General features: G+C 44.5%; 5 protein-coding genes. All 5 read right to left on the bottom strand.

The genetic code is table 11. The features are described from left to right. Window positions 1-95 precede the first annotated feature (95 nt). The 5 genes from bacA to QMZ64_RS00700 all read right to left on the bottom strand — a co-directional run bounded on the left by bacA (window position 96) and on the right by QMZ64_RS00700 (window position 19925). The gene (gene bacA, locus QMZ64_RS00720; protein ID WP_301441082.1) at window positions 96-15860 is read right to left on the bottom strand and encodes a bacitracin non-ribosomal peptide synthetase BacA; all 15765 of its coding nucleotides are present in this window, start codon (window positions 15858-15860) and stop codon (window positions 96-98) included. A gap of 306 nt (window positions 15861-16166) precedes the next feature. Continuing rightward, window positions 16167-16871, bottom strand: coding sequence for a thioesterase II family protein (locus QMZ64_RS00715; RefSeq protein WP_265626417.1), 705 nt, complete (start codon window positions 16869-16871; stop codon window positions 16167-16169). A 45-nt stretch (window positions 16872-16916) separates the two neighbouring features. Further along, complete coding sequence (locus tag QMZ64_RS00710; protein WP_265626416.1) at window positions 16917-18182, bottom strand: MFS transporter; 1266 nt, start codon at window positions 18180-18182, stop codon at window positions 16917-16919. Window positions 18183-18639: 457 nt separating this feature from the next. Beyond that, window positions 18640-19149 (bottom strand): DUF3189 family protein, encoded by a 510-nt coding sequence (locus QMZ64_RS00705; RefSeq protein WP_243943438.1) that lies wholly within the window; start codon window positions 19147-19149, stop codon window positions 18640-18642. Between the two features lie 53 nt (window positions 19150-19202). Continuing rightward, window positions 19203-19925: a poly-gamma-glutamate hydrolase family protein gene (locus QMZ64_RS00700; protein ID WP_243943265.1), complete on the bottom strand. Its 723-nt coding sequence runs from the start codon at window positions 19923-19925 to the stop codon at window positions 19203-19205. Window positions 19926-20347: the final 422 nt, after the last annotated feature.

Raw genomic sequence — 20347 nt, 5'->3', positions numbered from 1 at the left:
AGACTTGCTGCCAATATCAGAATCGGTTTTTTGCAGAAAATGGGGCAGCTGTACAATCTATCATTTCAAATGATAGATTGTACAGTGCAATTCCATTACACTTCCTCTTCCGCGTACTCCTCACTAACGGCCGATTCGGCTTCAGCGGTTAATACAAAACGCGCTAATGATTTGGCAGTCGGATGTTTAAAGAACGTGCTGATCCTCATATCAATGCCAAACGTTTTGTTAATGGAATGGACAGCTTGCATCGCTTTCAGCGAATTCCCCCCCTTGTCGAAGAAATGGCAGGAAATACCCATCCGCTCTGTTCCGAGTACGTCCTCCAAGATGGAAATGATGCGCTGTTCAACATAGTTTCTTGGCGCTTCGTACTCTGCTTCAGTTACTGCGCTTCCGTCCGGCTCAGGCAGGGCTTTTCTGTCGACTTTCCCGTTTTTGGTGAGCGGCAGCTTGTCCATTTTCACAAAATAGGCGGGGATCATGTAATCCGGAAGCTTTTCACCTAAAAATCCTTTCAGCTCATCAAGGGAAATCTCGCGATTTGCCGTAATATAGGCGCAAATGTACGGGCGGCTCTCTTCGTCTTCCCTGACGATGACGATCGTCTCATTGATGTCTTCATGCAGCTCCAGCCGGCTTTCGATTTCGCCGAGTTCGATCCTGAAGCCGCGGATTTTCACCTGATGGTCGATCCGGCCGATGAATTCGATGTTGCCGTCAGGCAGCCATTTCGCTAAATCGCCCGTCTTGTACAATCTTTCTCCCGGCATAAACGGATGCGGGATGAATTTTTCCGCCGTCAGTTCCTCGCGGTTTAAATATCCTTTGCTTAAACCATCTCCTGCGATGCACAGCTCTCCGGGAACCCCGATCGGCAGGAGCTTGCCGGCTTCATCCATGATCAAGACTGACGTATTCGCCAGCGGGCTGCCGATCGGAATCGTTTCCGCCTCATCGTCTATCTCGTTGATGAAATAATATGTCGCATATACCGTGCTTTCCGTTGGGCCGTAAACATGAATCAATTTATCCCGGCCGACATGATCCAGCACTTTTCTTACATGCGGAATCGACGCTCTTTCCCCGCCGAAGAGGATTTTCCGCAGCTTGGCAAGGGAGCCGATATTGATGTCGGCGAGCGTATTGAACAGCGCCGTCGTAATGAACATCACACTGACTTGTTCTTTTTTTATCACTTCGGCCAGCTCATGTGTATTCAAGACCGTCTCTTTTTCGATCAGGACGAGTGAGGCTCCGTTTAAGAGCGCTCCGAAGATGTCGAACACCGATCCGTCAAACGAATAGTTGGACAGCTGGAGGATGGCGTCATCTTCTGTGATGTCGATATAATTGGTATTTTTAACGACTCTTACCGCACTGTAATGCTGGATGACCACTCCTTTTGGCGTTCCGGTTGAGCCGGACGTGTAGACGATGTACGCTGTATCGCTTGAGCGATTCACACGCGGAAGATTCTCTTCGCTTAGTAAGTGCAACTCGCCCGAACACAAATCAACGGTTTTGATATCAAAAGGTTGAAGAAGCGAATCTGTTGTTACTAACAATGCCGCACCGCTATTTTTCAACATATAATCGATTCTGTCCCTAGGCGTTTCAGGATCGATCGGCAAATACGTGCCTCCCGCTTTTAAAATCCCGATGATGCCGATGATCATTTCAAAGGAGCGGTCCGCGATGAGCGCGGCAATCGAGCCTCTACCGATCCCTTTTTCTCTGAGGAGTCTCGCGGTTTGGTTTGCTTTCTCATTCAGCTCTCTGTAGGTCATGCGCTGAGCACCGAACACAAGAGCCGTATGGTCAGGCGTCTTCATGGCCTGTTCCTCAAAAAGCTCATGAAGCGGCTTGTCTTTCGGGTAATCCGTTTTTGTATCGTTGAATGTGTGTAAAATCCTGTGTTGTTCTTCTTTTGACACAAGGTTGATGTCTCGTAATGTTTGTGTCTCATCTTCCGCCACTTGTTCTGCGACGGTGATGATATGCTTTTCTAATGTTTCGATGATGGTGTTGTCATACACATTTTCGTTAAATGTCAATTTGAGTTTCAGCTGCTCATCTTCTAAAACGCCGGTCAGATTAAAATCATAGTTGGTCCGCTCTTTTCCATGAACACCTTCCAGTTCAAAACCGGTTTCCCCGGATTGGCTTCTGAACAGCTCTTCATCAAACGCATAATTTTGAAAGGCCATGACATGAGTGATCAGCTCTCTTTTCATTTCACTCAGATCCTGAATTTCCGATAAATTCATATAGCTGTATCGATTGCTTTCGATAGACTCGGCTTGTGTTTTCTTTAACACCTCTTTAAAGCTTCTTGCGCCTTCAAAGCTGATCCGGGTCGGTATTGTATGAATAAACAAGCCGACCATCTCTTCGATGCCGTCAACAGGAGCCTCCCGTCCCGAAACGACGGTTCCGAATACAACTTCATCGGTATTGTTGTATTTGGCGAGAATCATGCTCCAAATTCCTTGAAGAACCGTATTGATGGTGACATGATGCGTCTTGGCGATCCGTGCGATTTTTGCTGTCAGTTCTTTTGAAAACGATATGACTTTTTCTTTGCCGCCATATTCTTCTGACGTTGCGCCGCGATTGAACACCGGAAGTTCCGCCCGCGTCTCATATCCTTTCAGATATTCCTTCCAGTATGCCGCAGCTTCTTCTTGATCTTGTTTTTCCAGCCATTTGATATAGTCTCCATATGGCTTTGGCTCTTTTAATTGGCGGGATTCACCTTTCATTATTTTTCCATATAGGCTGAACAGCTCGCTCATAACAATACCCAGACACCAGCCGTCCAGCAGGATGTGGTGATGACTCCAAATCAGCCGATACGATTCATCATTCATTTTGATCAAACAAATCCTCATGAGGGCTTCACTGCTCAGATCAAAGCCTTTTTCTTGATCTTCTTTTAAATATGTTTCTATGAACCTATGCTGGTGAGTCCGATTTTCTCCTGTCAGATCTATTGATGTCAAAGGCGTTTTCCGTTCTCTAGCTATGATTTGTCTCGGTTCGGCTGTGATTTCATATTCAAAAGACGCCCTTAAGATTTCATGCCTTTTCACGATCTCGTGAAAGCTTTCTTCTAAAATGTCCGGATAGACACGTCCTTTTAATTCGATGACCATTTGCTGGAGGTATGCCCCTGATGTCTGATCCATAGCGTTATGAAATAGCATTCCTTTTTGCATGTTGGCCAGCGGATAGATCTTTTCGATTTGAAAAGCGCTGTACTTATCTTTAATTCGCTCCAGCTCTTCAAGACTAAGCGAGACATCGCCATAATCGGAAGGCGTCATGTCCGATCCTTCTTTATCAACGCAATGATCGACGATCTTTTCCAGGTTTTCTTTGAATGATTGATTGAGTTGTTCGATTGTGTTTGTTTGGTATTGGTCCTGGTTGAACGTCGTATAGATTATCAATTCGCCGTTTAAAGAGATCGCATTCATGTCGATGGCGCAGTGTCTTACGATTTTTCCGCCGATACTTTCTCCCGGTGAAAATGGCGACTGGGAAAATACTTTTCTATTCATGTCATTTTTCATTTCTCCAAAATAGTTAAAAGAAAGCGGAGCCTGTGTTTGTATTTTCTGAAGCTCTTCTGTCATGTATTTTAAAACACCGTAGCCGATCCCTTTATTCGGTATTTTTCTCAACGTTTCTTTGACCATTTTGATATTTTGCGATATTTCTTTTTCTTCTCCCAAATCGATAAAGACCGGATAAACCGTCGTAAACCAGCCGATCGTTCTCGTGATGTCAACGCCGTCTAAGATATCCTCCCTGCCGTGCCCTTCCATCATGACCTTCAATTTGTTTTCTCCGGTGATATCCCTGACTGCGGCGATTAATGCCGTCAGCAAAAGATCGTTGATTTCCGTGTTGTAGGCTTTGTTTGCGTTTCGCAAAAGTTTCGCTGTCACGTCTGGGCCGATTCTGATGCTCAAAGTGGTGCTGTGTTCAAACGTGTCTCGCTCAAGCTTTTCAGCAGGAATGAATGGAACATCAGCTGCCAGAGCCTTTTGCCAATACTCCCTTTCCTTTAACAGCCTGCGGCTTTGGGCATACTTCTTCAATTGTCGGGCGAACTCTTGGTATGAATCCGTTTTATATCCGATGTCGAGAGGTTCGCCTTTCAATGCCTGAAGGTACAATGTTTCAAAATCCTCGAACAAAATTCTCCACGATACGCCGTCAACGACAAGATGATGGATCGCAATGAGCAGGTGATCGCCCTCATCAGCCCGGAAGATGCCGAGATGAACGAGTTTTCCTTTTCTAATCGATGATCTTTTTTGAATGCCTGTCGCCAGCTCGAACACCTTTTCCGCTTGATTGTCAAGGCCTCTTACATCATAAACATCCAGGTCGAACAAGTTTTCACGATAGCCTCTGTTGTATTGAATGAAGTCCCCACCTTTTTCTTCATAGATCATCCTTAACGCGTCATGCTGCTCCAGTATTTTATTGAAGGCTGTTCTGACGATGTTTTCGTCATAGCCGTCTTTTCTAAAGAGCATAAATGACTGGTTGAAGTGGTCAAGCTCCTCTTTGTTGTTCGTAAAATATCTCTTTTGGATAGGAAGCAGTTCCGTCTCACCTGTAACGGGTTTGTTATGTTTGCGATGTCTTGTTTCTTCTGTGATCAATCGGCTGAGATCTTTTATTTTCGGATTGGCGAACAGCGCCTTCATCTCAAGTTTCAGGTTCATTTTTGCCAGCCTGGATACGATCTGGAGCGCCTTGATCGAGTCTCCCCCTGCCGCAAAGAAATGGTGGCTGATCCCGATGTCCTCGGCACCGAGAATCTCTCCCCAGACTTGCACGAGTTTTCGTTCGATTTCATTGCGGGGCGGCTCGTACCGAGTTCCTTCTATTGAATTGCCGTCCGCCTCAGGCAGTGCGCTTCTGTCCACTTTACCGCTTGGTGTGCGCGGGAGCCGGTCAAGCTTCACAAAATAGGACGGAATCATATAATCAGGCATTTCCCTTTCAAGAAATTGTCGTACATCAGCTGCAGGCAATTCCTTGTCAGAGGCGATATAGGCGCATAAATAGCTGTTGCCGTTTTGATCCTTTTCGGCGATCACCGCCGCTTCTTTGATTTTCTCATGTGTCAAGAGCTGCTGTTCCACTTCGCCGAGCTCTATGCGATAGCCGCGGATTTTCACTTGATGATCGGCCCGTCCTAAAAACTCAATCTGTCCATCCGGAAGCCACATCGCCAAATCTCCGGTTTTGTACATTTTTTTGCCTGGCTCAAATGGATGGTCGACAAACTTTTCCGCCGTAAGCTCAGGTCTGTTTACATACCCCCTGGCAACCCCTTCACCTGCTATGCATAGTTCTCCGGCAATCCCGACCGGCAGAGGGCGGAGTTCTTTGTCCACAATATAGATGCTTGTATTGAGAAGCGGTCTGCCGATCGGAATGGACGGTGTTTGCGGCACTTTTCCATATTCTATTTTGTATGAAGCAGCATCCACACAGCACTCTGTCGGACCGTATACATTCGTGATATTGCATGACAGATTCGGGAATTTATGAAATAGGCCGCCTATGACATCAGGTGTTAATGCATCTCCGCCGACAATCAATTCCTTCAGATCGAATTCGTGCTCCGATTTGTCCAAATAAGCCAGCATGTTTAAATGAGCAGGCGTCATGTCAGATACATGGATGTTGTTTTGCGAATAGTACTCAATTAAACTCATGGCGTCCCAGGCTGTCTCGCGCGGGACGATGCAAAGTGTATGCCCGAAGAGAAGCGCTGCGAATATTTGTTTGACAGAGGCATCAAATATATAAGGTGCAACCAGTGCTACATTTAAATGGGAATCGAGATGCTGATAAATTCTTTCATTTAATCCATGAACAAGATTGTTCACACTGTGATGCTCGATCATGACGCCTTTCGGTTTTCCAGTGGATCCTGATGTATAGATGACATATGCCAAATGCTGCGGCTTGATGTCATGTTTAAGGTTTTCCACGTGGTCATTTTGCCCGGTTTGCTCAATCCGGATGATGTCTCCGGCATATGCTTCAACCGGGTCCACATTGCCTGCCGCGCATAATACGCTGACATTGCTGTCTTTTAACATGTAGCTTATTCTTTCCTGCGGATACGCCGGATCGATTGGCAGATAGGCGCCGCCAGCTTTCAAAATACCCATCATACCGACGATCATTTCGATTGACCGTTCTGTGAGAATCCCTGCTATCACATCAGGGCCTACTCCTTTTTGACGCAAGGTGAAAGCCAGGCTGTTCGCCCTTTCATTCAGCTCCCTGTAAGAAATCGTTTCATCCCCGAAGGCAACCGCCGGATAATCAGGCGTTTTTTCCGCCTGCTTTTCAAACAGTTCCGGTATCGTCATCTCTTTGCAGAACACACCGTCTGTTCGGTTAAAATCATACAGAACCCGATGTCTTTCATCCTTTGTCAGGACATCTATCTGATTGATGGCAACGTCCGGATGATCCGCCGCTTGTTCCAACAGACTGATCAGGTGTTCAGATAGTCTTTCCATTCTTTCCTTGTTGAATAGCGTCGTTGAATACTCAACTTCCAATCTTAATCCGTCTGCCGCTTCACTCGCAGTCACTGTGATGTCAAACTTGGAAATGCCGCGCTTGATCTCCACCAGCCTGCTTCTCAGCCCTTTTGCTTCAAACGGCTTTACGTCTGTGTTATGGTACACGAGCATCGTATCAAAGAGCGGGTTTCGTGCCATGTCGCGTTTGATGTTTACTTTTTCGACAAGCTCTTCAAACGGATAATCCTGGTTTTCATAAGCTTGAAGCGTGTTTTCTTTTACCTCTTGCAAATAATGTCTGAACGTCTTTTTCCCTTCCGGATGGTTTCTGATCGCCAAGGTATTGACAAACATGCCGATGAGATGTTGAATATCCTCATGATTTCTCCCTGCAGCCGGGGTCCCGACGATGATATCTTCCTGACCTGTATATTTGGAAAGCAGTGCTGTATAACCGGCCAACAGAAGCATGTACATCGTAACGCCGTTTTCTTTCGCCATATGCTGAAGCTTGCGGAATGTTTCACTTTCGATTGCTGCAGTGACGGTGTCACCTTCAGAGCTTTTCGTCAGCGGCCTTTTATGATCTGTCGGGAGATCAAGGACCCGGATATCGCCTTTATACGTCTTCAGCCAGTATGCTTCCTGTCTTTTCAGCTCATCGCTGCGGGCATGGCTATTTTCCCATTCTGCGTAATCTTTATATTGAATATCGAACGGCTCCAGTGATTTCCCTTCATACAGCGCTCCCAGCTCTTGAACGAAGATGTCGGTGGACACGCCATCGGAAATGATATGGTGCATATCGAACATCAGCAAGTGCTCACGTTCATTCACTTTGACGACCTCCGCCCTTAAAAGCGGTGCTTTTTCCAAATGAAACGGCCTGATGAAGCTTTTGATTTTTTCTTCGGCGCTTTCTTTGCCGATGTCACTGTATGCGACTTGAAAATCGATCTCGTTTTCAATCTGCTGCATCACCTCACCGTCGATCATGACAAATGAAGTTCGAAATGATTCATGTCTTTTGATCATGTTTTTTAATGTATTCTCAAATCGGCGGATATCAAAATCGCCTTCGAGCGTCATGGCAAAAGGCATGTTATATGCAACATGACTGCCTGCTTGAGAAAGGATATAGAGCCTTTTTTGCGCTGAAGACAATCGGTAATATGGTTTTTCTTCCGTTTTTCCTATCGATGTAAAAACACTTTCCTTCGCCGCACCGATATATTCCCTCAGCCCTTTAATCGTCGGGGTTTCGAATATTTGTCTTAAAGGCAGCTTGACATTCAGTTCTTTATGAATGGTTGATACTAAAGCGGCGGCTTTAAGCGAATGCCCGCCGGCTTCAAAGAAATGGCTGTTGATCCCGATTTTATTGATTCCTAAAGCCTCTTCCCATATGGAAACAAGTTTTTCTTCCACCTGATCCCGCGGCGCTTCATAGCGGCGATCCATTGCGGCGCTCCGTTCAGGAACCGGAAGGCTTTTCTTATCCACTTTTCCATTCACGGTAAGCGGCAGCCCGTCAAGCTGGACAAAGTGCTGGGGAATCATATAATCCGGAAGGCTTTTCTTTAAAAACGTTCTGATCTTCTCCGGTTCAACTTCCTTTTTAACCGTTACATATGCGCAAAGATACGGGTCATGATCTCCGTCTTCTCTTGCGATGACCGCCGCTTCTTCAATCTTTTCATATTTAAGCAGCCGGTTCTCGATCTCGCCGGGTTCGATCCGATAGCCGCGAATCTTAACCTGCTGGTCAATCCGTCCCAAAAACTGAATGTTTCCATCCGGCAGCATTTTGGCAAGATCACCTGTGCGATACATTCTTTCCCCGGGTACAAACGGATTTTCGATGAATTTTTCCCGAGTCAATTCCGGTCTGTTGACATACCCTCGGGCCAGCCCTTCCCCGGCGATGCAGAGCTCGCCGCTGGCTCCGAGCGGACAAAGCTGCAGGTCTTTGTTCAATATATACACTTTGACGTTATCGATCGGTTTTCCGATTGGAATATTTTGATGCGATTTATCTATTGAAAAACTTGTAGCGACGACTGTATTCTCCGTCGGTCCGTAATTGTTAACGATTTGATAGCTTTTTTCTTTAAAGACGTTTAATTTATCTCCGCCCGTTAACAGCGTTCTTAACGAATGATTGTCAAGCGCTGTAAATTGTTCGCAGACTGGTGTCGGCAAAAAGCTGATCGTAATATGATGATCATGAAAATACCGGTTCAGCTTTTCAATATCCAGCCTTGTCTCCTGATTGAGGACATGAACGGTGGCTCCCGCTGTTATATAAGGGAACAGCTCCCAGACAAAAGCGTCGAAACTGATGCTCGCATAAATCGAGCTGTTGTCGTTTTGTCCGACTTCAAAACAGGATTGATGCCAGCTGCACAAGTTGATCAATGATTGATGTTCGATCATCACGCCTTTTGGCTTTCCCGTTGAACCCGACGTATAGATGACATATGCAAGGTCGCCGCTTTGATTGACATTGTCAATGTCTGACCGATCCTGCCTGGCAATCCTCTCATCATCCATATGAATCAACTCGATCGATTCCGCCGTAAGCTCCTCGGCAAGCGGAACGTCAGAGATGATGACTTTGACTTCACTGTCAAAAGCCATGTATCTCATCCGCTCCAGAGGATACTCAGGATCAATCGGCAAATAGGCGCCGCCTGCTTTCAGCACACCGAGAATCGCTGCGATCATATCGGACGAACGCTCCATCATGATCCCGACGAACGTATCCGGCTTGACACCTTTTTCTCGCAACAGCCTTGCCGCTTGATTTGCTTTTTCATTCAACTGTCGGTACGTCAGTTTTTGATTTTCAAAAACAACTGCAGTGTGATCTGGTATTCGTTTTGCCTGTTCCTCAAACAGCTGGTGGATTGCTTTTCCTTTTGGATATGCCGTCTTTGTATCGTTAAAGGACTCTAAAAGTATCCGTTTTTCTTGACGGGATATCATGTCAATTTGATGTAAAGCAACATCAAGGTTTTCTGAAACTTCCTCTAAAATCCTGAAATAATCTTCCGCTATCTTTTGAATCGTCTCTTCCTTGAAGAGACTTGTCGAATATTCAATATTCAATACGATCTTTTCTTCAAAATCCAACACATTAAAGATCATGTCAAATTTTGCATTGTCCAGTTCAAAGATGATCGGACTCAGCTTGACATCGCCTTTCTGTTTGGTAAACATCCTGGCATCTTCCAGAACAAACATCGTGTCGAACAAAGGATTGCGGTTAGACTCCCGTACACCATTGAGTTTGCGGATCAAATCATCAAACGGATACTCGGAATTGTCAAAGGCCGCTATCGTACGCTCTTTCGTCTGCTGCAAAAATTCTTTAAAACTGTTGGAAGTATCAACCTCGTTCCGCAAAGCAAGTGTATTAACAAAAACGCCGAATACATCTTGCAGATCAGGATGCAGCCTTCCCGCAGCAGCGGTTCCGACAACGATATCTGTTTGATTTGTATATTTATTTAAAAGCACATAATATGCGCTCAGCATCACCGTATAAAGAGTTGTTCCGGTATGTTTCGCCAGCTTCCTTATATGATCTGACAGTTCCCGCTCCATGTCCAAAAACACGCTGCTTCCTTCAAACGTGTCAATATGATGACGTTTATAGTCATAAGGAAAGTCCAGCTTTGACGGTATATCGCGATAAACGTCAAGCCAATAGGCTTCCTGCTTTTTCATCGCGTCTGATTGATTAAATGTATGATTCCATTCCACATAATCTTTATATTGCACATTTACTTCCGGCAATGGCACATTGCTGTAAAGTTCCAATATTTCATTCATCAGGATGCCTTGAGAAACCCCGTCACTGATGATGTGGTGGAAATTTATGACCAGTATATGCCTCATATCTTCGATTTTGATCAGCTTGGCCCTCATAAGAGGCGGCCGGCTTAAATCAAAAGGTTTGATAGATTCTTTACAGTACGTGCTTGTGATCTCCATTAAAGCATGCTGATCTGTAATCGAAGCGTCTAAGCACTCGTATTCCAGGCGGAAGTCGACATTCTCATAAATTTTTTGGATGAGTTCATTGTTTTGGATTTCAAACCCGGTTCGCAACATTTCATGTCTTTGCAAAAATGTCTTCAATGCGTTTTCGAGCTGTATGGCGTTGATCCGGCCTTCGACAAGAAGGGCCATCGGAATATGGTAAGCTCCCCTTTCATTTTCCAGCATCGACAGCATATACATTCTTTGTTGGGCAGGGGATGTCGGATAATACTCTTTTTCGCGAGCCTTTTGAATCGGATGTTCCATATCGCTTTCTTCTCTGTTTTTCAAATAGTGGTCCAAAGCGATGATTGTATCATTTTTAAAGATTTCGCTGATCGGCATCTCAACATTCATTCGTTTGTTGATTTCCGTAATGATGGATATCGCTTTGAGTGAATCTCCGCCGATTTCATAATAGCTGACATCGAGATTGATGCTGTCCAGGCCAAATATATCTTTCCAAATCTCCAGAAGCATGGCTTGTGTTTCATTTTCCGGCAGCATTGATCCGCCTCGTTGACCTTCATCTGCGGTATACTGTTCAGCCAAGTCATGGAGCGTGCGCTTATCGACTTTTCCGTTTACAGTTAACGGGATTTCGTCAATTTGCACGAATTTCGCAGGAATCATATAGTCAGGCAGCGTTTTTTGCAAAAATCCCTTTACATCTAATTGGCTGATCGCGTTCTCGGCTACAACAAAAGCGTATAAGTTTTTGATTCCGTCCGGACTTGTATAATCTATAACCGATGCCTTCGTAATCTCCTGATGGCTTAAGAGCGTATTTTCAATTTCCCCCATTTCCACTCTGTAGCCTCTGATCTTCACCTGGCTGTCTTTTCTTCCGAGAAACTCTACATAACCGTCCTCTTTCAAGACGCCATAGTCACCCGTTTTATAGATGTAACCTAATTCCTGATGCTGGATAAATGAATGATCCGTTTTTTCTTGATCATGAATATACCCGCTTGCTACCCCAGCTCCGCCTATGTACAGCTCTCCTTCGACTCCGACGGGGCATAATTGTTTATTCTGGTTCAATACGTATATTTTTTGATTGGCCAGCGGTTTTCCATAAGGAATGCTTTTCCAGTCTTCCTCTACTTTTTGAATCGGATAGTAGATCGACCAGATGGACCCTTCTGTTGCGCCTCCCAAGCTAATCACTTCTGCGTTTTTAAACGTTTTCTTTATGGTTGCAGGCAACTGAAGCGGTATCCAGTCTCCGCTTAGCAGGACGAGTCTGAGTTGATGATTGAGCTCGCTATCCTTGTATAAATCAGCCGTCATTCCCATAATCGCCGGAACAGAATTCCAAATCGTAATCCGTTCTTTTTCGACTGTCTCTTTCAGACTGAATACATCCCTTTGGTCATCAATGATGACAAGTGAGGCCCCGCTGTTTAAAGCGCCAAACACGTCATACACAGATAAATCAAAGCACAAGGAGGAAATGCCCATTATGTTATCTTGTTCTGTGACATTGAATTTTTCATTGATATCGAGAATGGTATTCGCTGCGGCACCATGCGTAATCTGAACGCCTTTTGGCTTGCCTGTGCTTCCTGACGTAAAGATGACATATGCCATGTCATCCAAATCGACTTTTCGGTCAACCGGCGCTTTTGAGAAGCGCTCGATATGTTCTTTGTCATACACGTCATGGCTGATGAAGAATTTGCAGTTGCTTTTTGATTGGATATACGCCTTTCTTTCTTCCGGATAATCCGGATCGAGAGGGATATAAGCTGCTCCAGTCTTCAATACAGCCAATAAATTGACAATCGTCCCCAGGCTTCTTTTGCCGATGACACCGATATAGTCGCCCTTTTCAACCCCTTTTCCGATGAGAAATCTTGCGACCTGGTTGGATTTTTCGTCAAGCTCCTGATAGGTCATCACCTCATCATGATGCTTGAGGGCCATTCTGTCAGGTCCATCTTTAACCTGGCCGGTAAACAATTCGTGCAAGGGCTCGGTATCGAAAGATTGATCTGTGTCATTATAGGCGCTGATCATTTGGCGGCTTTTTTCATTCATTTGGATGGTTGAAACGTCCTCGCCGGATACGGCTTTCTGGATGACAGCGATATACTGGTCAAACATCGATTCAATTACTTCATGTTCAAAAATTTGCTCCACATAGTCCCATGTAATATAAAGGCCGCCGTTTATTTCATAAACTTGGTTGTCAATATATACTTGCGACGTTCTCGTGCTAAAGAAATGAATGTTGTCAAAATCGACAAGACTGTCAAATGAATCGTCGGGATTTTCACTCAGCACGCTTGTGAATACGATCGGCATAACCGCTTTTTTATTCATGCCATTCTTTTTGGCGATGTTTCTGATCACATCAACCCCGTCATAATGTCTGTGTTCCAGTGCTTCCAAAAGCGTGTCCTGAACATTTAAAGCAAATCTCCAGAAAGAGGTCATGTTTTCTTCGGCATGGATATCCAGCAACATTAAAGAGGTAAAATCTCCGATCATGTTCTTGACATCCGGATGAAACGGGATTCTGTTAAATACGGTTAAATTAATAGCAAAATGATTTTGCCGGCTCCAATAAGCTAATATATAGGCATATGCAGCACAAAGGACGGAAGTCGGCGTGAGATGATGATGCCGGGCTTTCTTTTTTAATTCATTCCATGTATGTCCATCCAAAAACGTTGAAAACTTCTTGAACGAAGGTTTCGCTACATGGGCTGGATCAGATTTAAGAGGCAGCTCAGGCGCACTTGGAAAATGATCCAGTTTATCCAGCCAATATTGTTGATCTTTTTGATATCTGCTTGTTTGCTTAAAATCGATTGAGGCCAAAACATAATCTCTGAAGCTGTATTCTAGTGAAGGCAGTTTGAGGCCGGGGTTTTCATATAGTTGTTTAAACTCTCTGATTAATCGTTTCATACTGCTGTCATCACAAATGAGCGGGTCCACATTGAGGAAAAAATATTTTTTCTCTCCAGGCAACATAAACGTTTTGAGTTCAAACAAAGGCCATACACTTGGATCAATGATTTTTGATGTCATCTTCTCCCGCTGTTCTAAAATTCTGGCGTTGATTTCTTCTTCTGTGAAACCTCTTAAATCCTGAGTTTCGATCGTATAACGTTGTGTTGCTTCGAGAATTTTTTGCGTTCCGTTTTCAAATACGATCGTGCGGAGAATCGGATGCCTGTCAATCAGTTTTTGCAGTGTCAGCTGAAATCGATTCAAATCGACATCAGCTTCAAATTCGACAGTTAAATTCGTAGCGACTCCGCCGATTTCGAACGTCTCATCCCTGCCAACCAAATAAGCCAGCTGAATGCCTGTAAGCGGGAATGTTTCATGGATATTTTCCGGATCGGCAGCCCTTGTCACGAAGCCGTCTCCCTTGTCTTCTTGTTGATTAGCTTCGATAAAAGCGCTCAATTCCTTTATGGTCGCAAGCTTAAATAGCTGATGCAGCGGAATTTCAACATTCATTTTTTCCTTTATTTTTGCGATGAGCTCCATCGCATGCAATGAATGTCCGCCCATTTGTGCAAAATGATCATGAATGCCTGCTTTTTCAATATGCAAAACATCGCACCAAATGGCAGCTAATTTTTCTTCCGTTTCATTTTGCGGCGCTTCATATTCGCTTTCCGCCCCCGCCGTTCTGTCCGGCTCCGGCAGTGCTTTTCTGTCGACTTTCCCGTTTTTGGTGAGCGGCAGCTTGTCCAATTTGACAAAATATGCGGGAATCATGTATTTCGGAAGCTTTTCACCTAAAAATCCTTTCAGCTCATCAAGGGAAATCTCGCGATTCGCCGTGATATAGGCGCAAATGTACGGGCGGCTTTCTTCGTCTTCCCTGACGATGACGATCGTCTCATTGATGTCTTCATGCATCTCCAGCCGGCTTTCGATTTCGCCAAGTTCGATCCTGAAACCGCGGATTTTCACCTGGTGGTCGATTCGGCCGATGAATTCGATGTTGCCGTCAGGCAGCCATTTCGCTAAATCGCCCGTCTTGTACAGCCTTTCTCCCGGAATGAACGGATGCGGGATGAATTTTTCCGCCGTCAGTTCCTCCTGGTTTAAATATCCTTTGCTTAAACCGTCGCCTGCGATGCACAGCTCTCCGGGAACCCCAATCGGAAGGAGCTTGCCGGCTTCGTCCATGATCAAAACCGACGTATTCGCCAGCGGGCTGCCAATCGGGATTGTTTCCGCTTCATCGTCTATCTCGTTAATGAAGTAATACGTCGCATACACCGTGCTTTCCGTCGGGCCGTAAACATGAATCAATTTATCCCGGCCGACATGATTCAGCACTTTTCTCACATGCGGAATCGACGCTCTTTCCCCGCCGAAAAGGATTTTTCGCAAATTCGACAGACAGTCGACATGAATGTCGGCAATCATGTTGAACAATGCCGTCGTAATGAACATCACGCTGACCTTCTCCTTATTGATAGCGCTTCCAAGTCTATTGATGTTCAATAACGCTTCCTTCTCAATCAGGACCAGCGACGCTCCGTTTAATAAGGCACCGAAGATGTCGAACACCGATCCGTCAAACGAATAATTGGACAGTTGGAGGATCACGTCGTCTTCTGTGATATCGATATAATTGGTATTTTGAACGACCCTTATGACACTGTAGTGCGGGGTGACGACGCCTTTTGGCGTTCCTGTAGAACCTGATGTGTAGATGATATAGGCGGTATCGCCGGAATCATTGACAGAACTGAGTGGTTCTTTACTGAATCCGTCTGAAGCCTCTTTGTCCAGCTGAACGATGTCGGCCTCACAATCGATTCCGTCTGCCGCTTTTCCTTGCGTTAGCAGCACCGCGGCTTTCGTGTCGCTGAGCATGAAGGCCATTCTGTCTTTCGGCGTTTCAGGGTCAATCGGCAGATACGCACCTCCCGCTTTTAAAATCCCGATGATGCCGATGATCATTTCAAAGGAGCGGTCCGCGATGATCGCGGCAATCGAGCCTTTGCCGATCCCTTTTTCCCTGAGAAGTCTCGCGGTTTGGTTTGCTTTCTCATTCAGCTCTCTGTAGGTCATGCGCTGAGCACCGAACACAAGAGCCGTATGGTCAGGCGTCTTCATGGCCTGTTCTTCAAAAAGCTCATGAAGCGTCTTGTTTTTTGGATAATCGGTTTTTGTGTTGTTAAAATGTAGGATCAGTTCTTTTTCATTCTCTGTCATTTTGTGAAATACCCCATTTTCTAATGAATGTTTAGCAACCATATAAAAATTCTCCTTTTTGATAAAATATTCACCATAATATTGGTCTGTAGTTGCTCTTTTACCGATTTTTTATTGAACCTCCGTCTTGTGAAAACAGATTATCAAAAATAATCATTATTTTCCATGGGAATATTGTTTAATAATGGTTAATTTTTTATGAATTGGATATTTTATATTTTACATTGTTTAAACATGTATTTATGAGACAAGATAAACACCAGCTAGATCAAAAGACCTAAAAAACACTGTTCCGATTATAAGGAATAAGAGATTAGACCCGGTCTTGAATCTCGCCGAAATCGTAGGTTAAAACGTCCGGCTGGCTGTCAGTGAATGATTGATGATGTCGGTGATCTTTTCAACGTGATGGTGCAAAAAGAAATGATTCCCGTCAAAGTAATAGGCTGTAAAGTTTCCTGAAGTATGATGTTTCCAATCGGATACATCTTCCTTGGTCATGGCGTCTTCTTTTCCGTTGAGAACGGTGATGTCGCAATCTATTTTGCTGTTTCTTTTTTGATAGATATAGTTTTCTACCATTTTGAAGTCGCTTTTGAGAATGGGGATAAACAATTCAAATAGCTCTTCATGATTGATGAGCTCCTCAGGTGTTCCCCCGAGCTCGACAATTTTTTTCTTAAAAATAGGATTGGGCAAAGTATGGAGTTTTTCTTTCTTTCTGATCCTGTTTGGCGCTTTATAGCCTGAGAAAAAAATGTGAACCGGTTTTTCAGCTCCCGCCCCGCTCATTTGATAGTAAAGTTCATATGCCAAAAGGCTTCCCATACTGTGCCCGAAAAGAGCGTAGTCGTCACCTTTTCGTTCAGCTTGAACCTGCTCAAAAATGTCATGAACCGCTTCTTCAAGGCTTTCGTAACAAGGCTCATTGAAACGCCGACCCCTTCCCTTCAGCTGAATCGGACAAATCTCAATGTCGGGCTGCATATGGCCTTTCCAGGAATAAAATGCGGATTCGGATCCGCCGGCGTAAGGCAGGCAAAATAATTTCATTTCTATCATTCCCTTTCGTTGCAGATATTTTTGGTGAATAAGCCGTTAATCGACAGATACGTCAGCCGTCCGGTTCAGTGCTAAAAACTTCGGAAGGATGATCATGTAGAAAACGCCAACAGCAATCAGGCTTCCCCCGACTAGCCAATACAGGCTTTCAAGCGCGATCCATGCCGGGTAAAGCCACGCAATAAACAGAAGGGTTAGCGACTGTGAGAGCATCATAAGCGGGTGAACCCACCCCTGCACCCTTCCCATCATTTTCGGATTGACGATGTTTGGTATCCATCCTCCGATGGCAACGTTGATGCTTGGAAGCGAAACCGCGATAAAGCAGGAGCAGGCCATATACAGCCACAAACTTTTAACCAGGGAGCCGGAAATCGTGGCACATCCGCAAACAATCAGCGCCAGGATCAAAAGTTGATAAAGCTTCAATTTTTGAGAAAGCAAAGATGCGGCGATGCTTCCCGCCAAAAACCCCGCACCGAAAACAATGCCGAGTACAATCGACATCTCTTCATAGTTTCCAGGTGCAAGCTTGTATTTTAGTATAAACACCTGCATGACCGAGAGCCCCCCATTGACAACTCCGAAAAGGACGAATCCGGACACGAGGGCAAGCAGCAATTTATGGTTGAGAATATAAGTGAAACCAAGTGTGAAATCTTTCCATATACCAGCGATATTCAACTGTCTAATGGAATGTTTTCCATTTGGCATGCGGACGGCATCGGAGATCCGGCAGGCTTGAATCAAAAGCCCGCTCAGTGCGAAGCTGGCTGCATCAACCATAACAGCTCCTTCAACTCCAAGCGTCCAATAACAAAATACGCCAAGCCCGTTTCCGAACAGCATAAATAAGCTGGCTACCATTTGATTCAATCCGACGGCCAGAGAATATTCGTTTTCAGATAATATTCCTTGAATAAGAGAAGTTTGGGCAGGGGTGAAAAAACTTTTAACGGCGTTTCTTAAAAAAAGAACGGCAAATGTAAACGGCATCCATTCAAGATAGAGAGACAGCAGTAATACAATGGATAGTCCCATACAAATCCAGTCGCAGTTTTTGGCGATTTTCTGCCGGTCAAACTTATCTGCGAAAACACCGACGAGAAAAAATACAGCCAATGTAGGCAATGACAGCATCAGCTCGGTCATTGTGGCATATGCAGGCTGATTGGAAAAACGGTCTAGCAGGTAAAACAAGAGGGCAGTGAGTCCGATGATCCCTCCCATTTGTGAGGTAAAGGATGCGAAGAACAGCAGCGCATAATTTTTATTTTGAAAAATAGAAAACATTTTTTTCATAGGCGCCTCCTAATTTGAATTGAGACAGACGGCTCATTCGTTATTCTAAAAAAATAACATCATTCTAATTTTCCGTCTCTTATCACGTTGATTCTCATTTTTAAAACTACACTTCTATCATTTAAAGTGTCGCAGATTGAATTTCCCAATATAAAATCGCTGCTTCTCATAACGATTGCAGCCGTCTTTTTAACCCCCCGTTTCTTCTTTCAGATAGTATTCTCTAGTAAAGTGGAAGGGAAATCCCCGATCCCTCCCCTTCAAATTTACAAAGAAGTAAATTTATGAAAAGTAATTCTAAGGTTATAGATTCGTCCTATTTCAACAATATCCTCTATCTTATATTCAATTTTTTAGAAAATGTCCTTTTCAAAAAGCAATTACTATATCAAGAAAATAAAAAACACTTCCGACATGGAAGCCGAAAGACTCAGCATACCGGAAGCTGTTTAGATGTTCATTTTTTTATGAAATTGTTATCCAGCACTTCGATCACCGAAGAAGTCGTTTTTGAACGGTCTTTTGTTTGCTGTACCAGTTTGATGATGTCTCGGTATGCCTGCTGCGCTCCGAGCACCAGCAAAGGAACCCCGATCGGATCGATTTTCAGCCTCCTTGAAAATAAACCGCCGAATGTCATCGCAATAGGCACAGTCGGAGACGTGTTCGAAAAAATGACTTTTTCCTGCAGTTTTCCGTTTTTTTCAAACAGCTCGAAAACGCCAAGCATGGCTGGAATAACCGCTTTTGATGACCCTCGGCCGATCGTGTACACCTGGTGGCCTTCTTCATCAAGACCGTGAAAAATTAATTTTCCCATTTCCTTCGGACTTAATTGATTAAAACAGTCGGTACTTAAAATTTCATTTTTCGTCGGTTTTCTGCTGAATGGGAGCTTTTTCAGATGATAAGCGGCGGCAAGCGCAGATGAATGAGTACCGCCGTAACAGTTGTATATATAGATCAACATACTCACCCTCTTAAATGTCTTTAGTTTTAATGTGACCCAAATAGACAATCTTATTTATACCGTGTTTCCAAAACTTCTTTAACAGCTGAGACATACGCTTGGAACGTCTCATTTTTAGAACTTGCCCGCGTCCACAGGCCGAACTCCGAAAAAAAAGCCTCTCGTTGAGGCGTGCTGATTTCCAATTGAATGCTTTGACCTGTTTTGCATTGATTATTGATATTTTCGGGATTTCCCCCTGCAAGCCGGTGGCTTGAGCTGACCAGCTCCGCTGAAAAACCTTTGGTCTGCAGCGCTCTGACAATCGCTTTCGCCCCTCCGGTATCCGTTCCCCCCACAAGCGTATGTTCAACGATGTCATGATATCCATGAAAAGCCAGCGTATAGTTGTGCTCATTGACCGCTTTGACGGCCTGCGGTTCATCAAAATTGTTGCTTGTGATGTGAAGATCCCAGTTTTGCGAGGGTTTGATTCCTTCGAATAAGTAAGTGGAATAATCGGCGCTGAAGGCGCGGACAAGTTCACTGACACCTCCTTCGATTCCTCCGCCGTGCGGCGAAAGAATCAATAGTTCGGTGCCCATGTCTGTATATTCGATTTGATAATCTTCTCCTTCTGTTTCATGTTCGGCAAGCTCGGCAAAATTGGCGTATTTGTCTGCGGATGAAGCGACGCTTTGCAGCGGAAATTGAAAGATGACCGTTAAGCAAATTCCCGTGACTAACCAGATGATGCAACGATTTTTCATCAATGGGTTCCATTCTTCCTGCACCGTTAAGAAACTCCTTTTATCGTGTATTTTGTTGCGAATATCACGTGATATCATGTTTCGGCCGGGATGAGAGAATTTCAATAAATGGTAAAATATTACTTCTTTTCGTCACCCAGTTGCCATTTTATATAAGAAGAACAGCATAACGAAAGCGACCTTTACCTTATTTTTCATCAGCGGCCGGCACGTGTTCCCGGAAGCACGGAATCTTTCGGCATACAGTATTTTTATATCGATTGCCTCAGACGGGACAGGTGCCTTCAGATCAAGCAAAGCCTATAGAAGGAAGCACAGGTTCGGTGCAGCGGTTTGAAGAGGGACAAAGTCTCCCTGTCTTTATATGATATTTTGAGCCTCTCTGACAGGAAATTCTCTAAAAAAATGCAAATAAAAAAGAAACGGACGATTCCGTTCCTTTCTTC

Source organism: Bacillus sp. LB7, from assembly GCF_030449715.1.
Taxonomy (GTDB): Bacteria; Bacillota; Bacilli; order Bacillales; family Bacillaceae; genus Bacillus; species Bacillus paralicheniformis.
The sequence above is the reverse complement of the archived record's forward strand: the minus strand, read 5'-3'. Positions and strand labels throughout refer to the sequence as shown.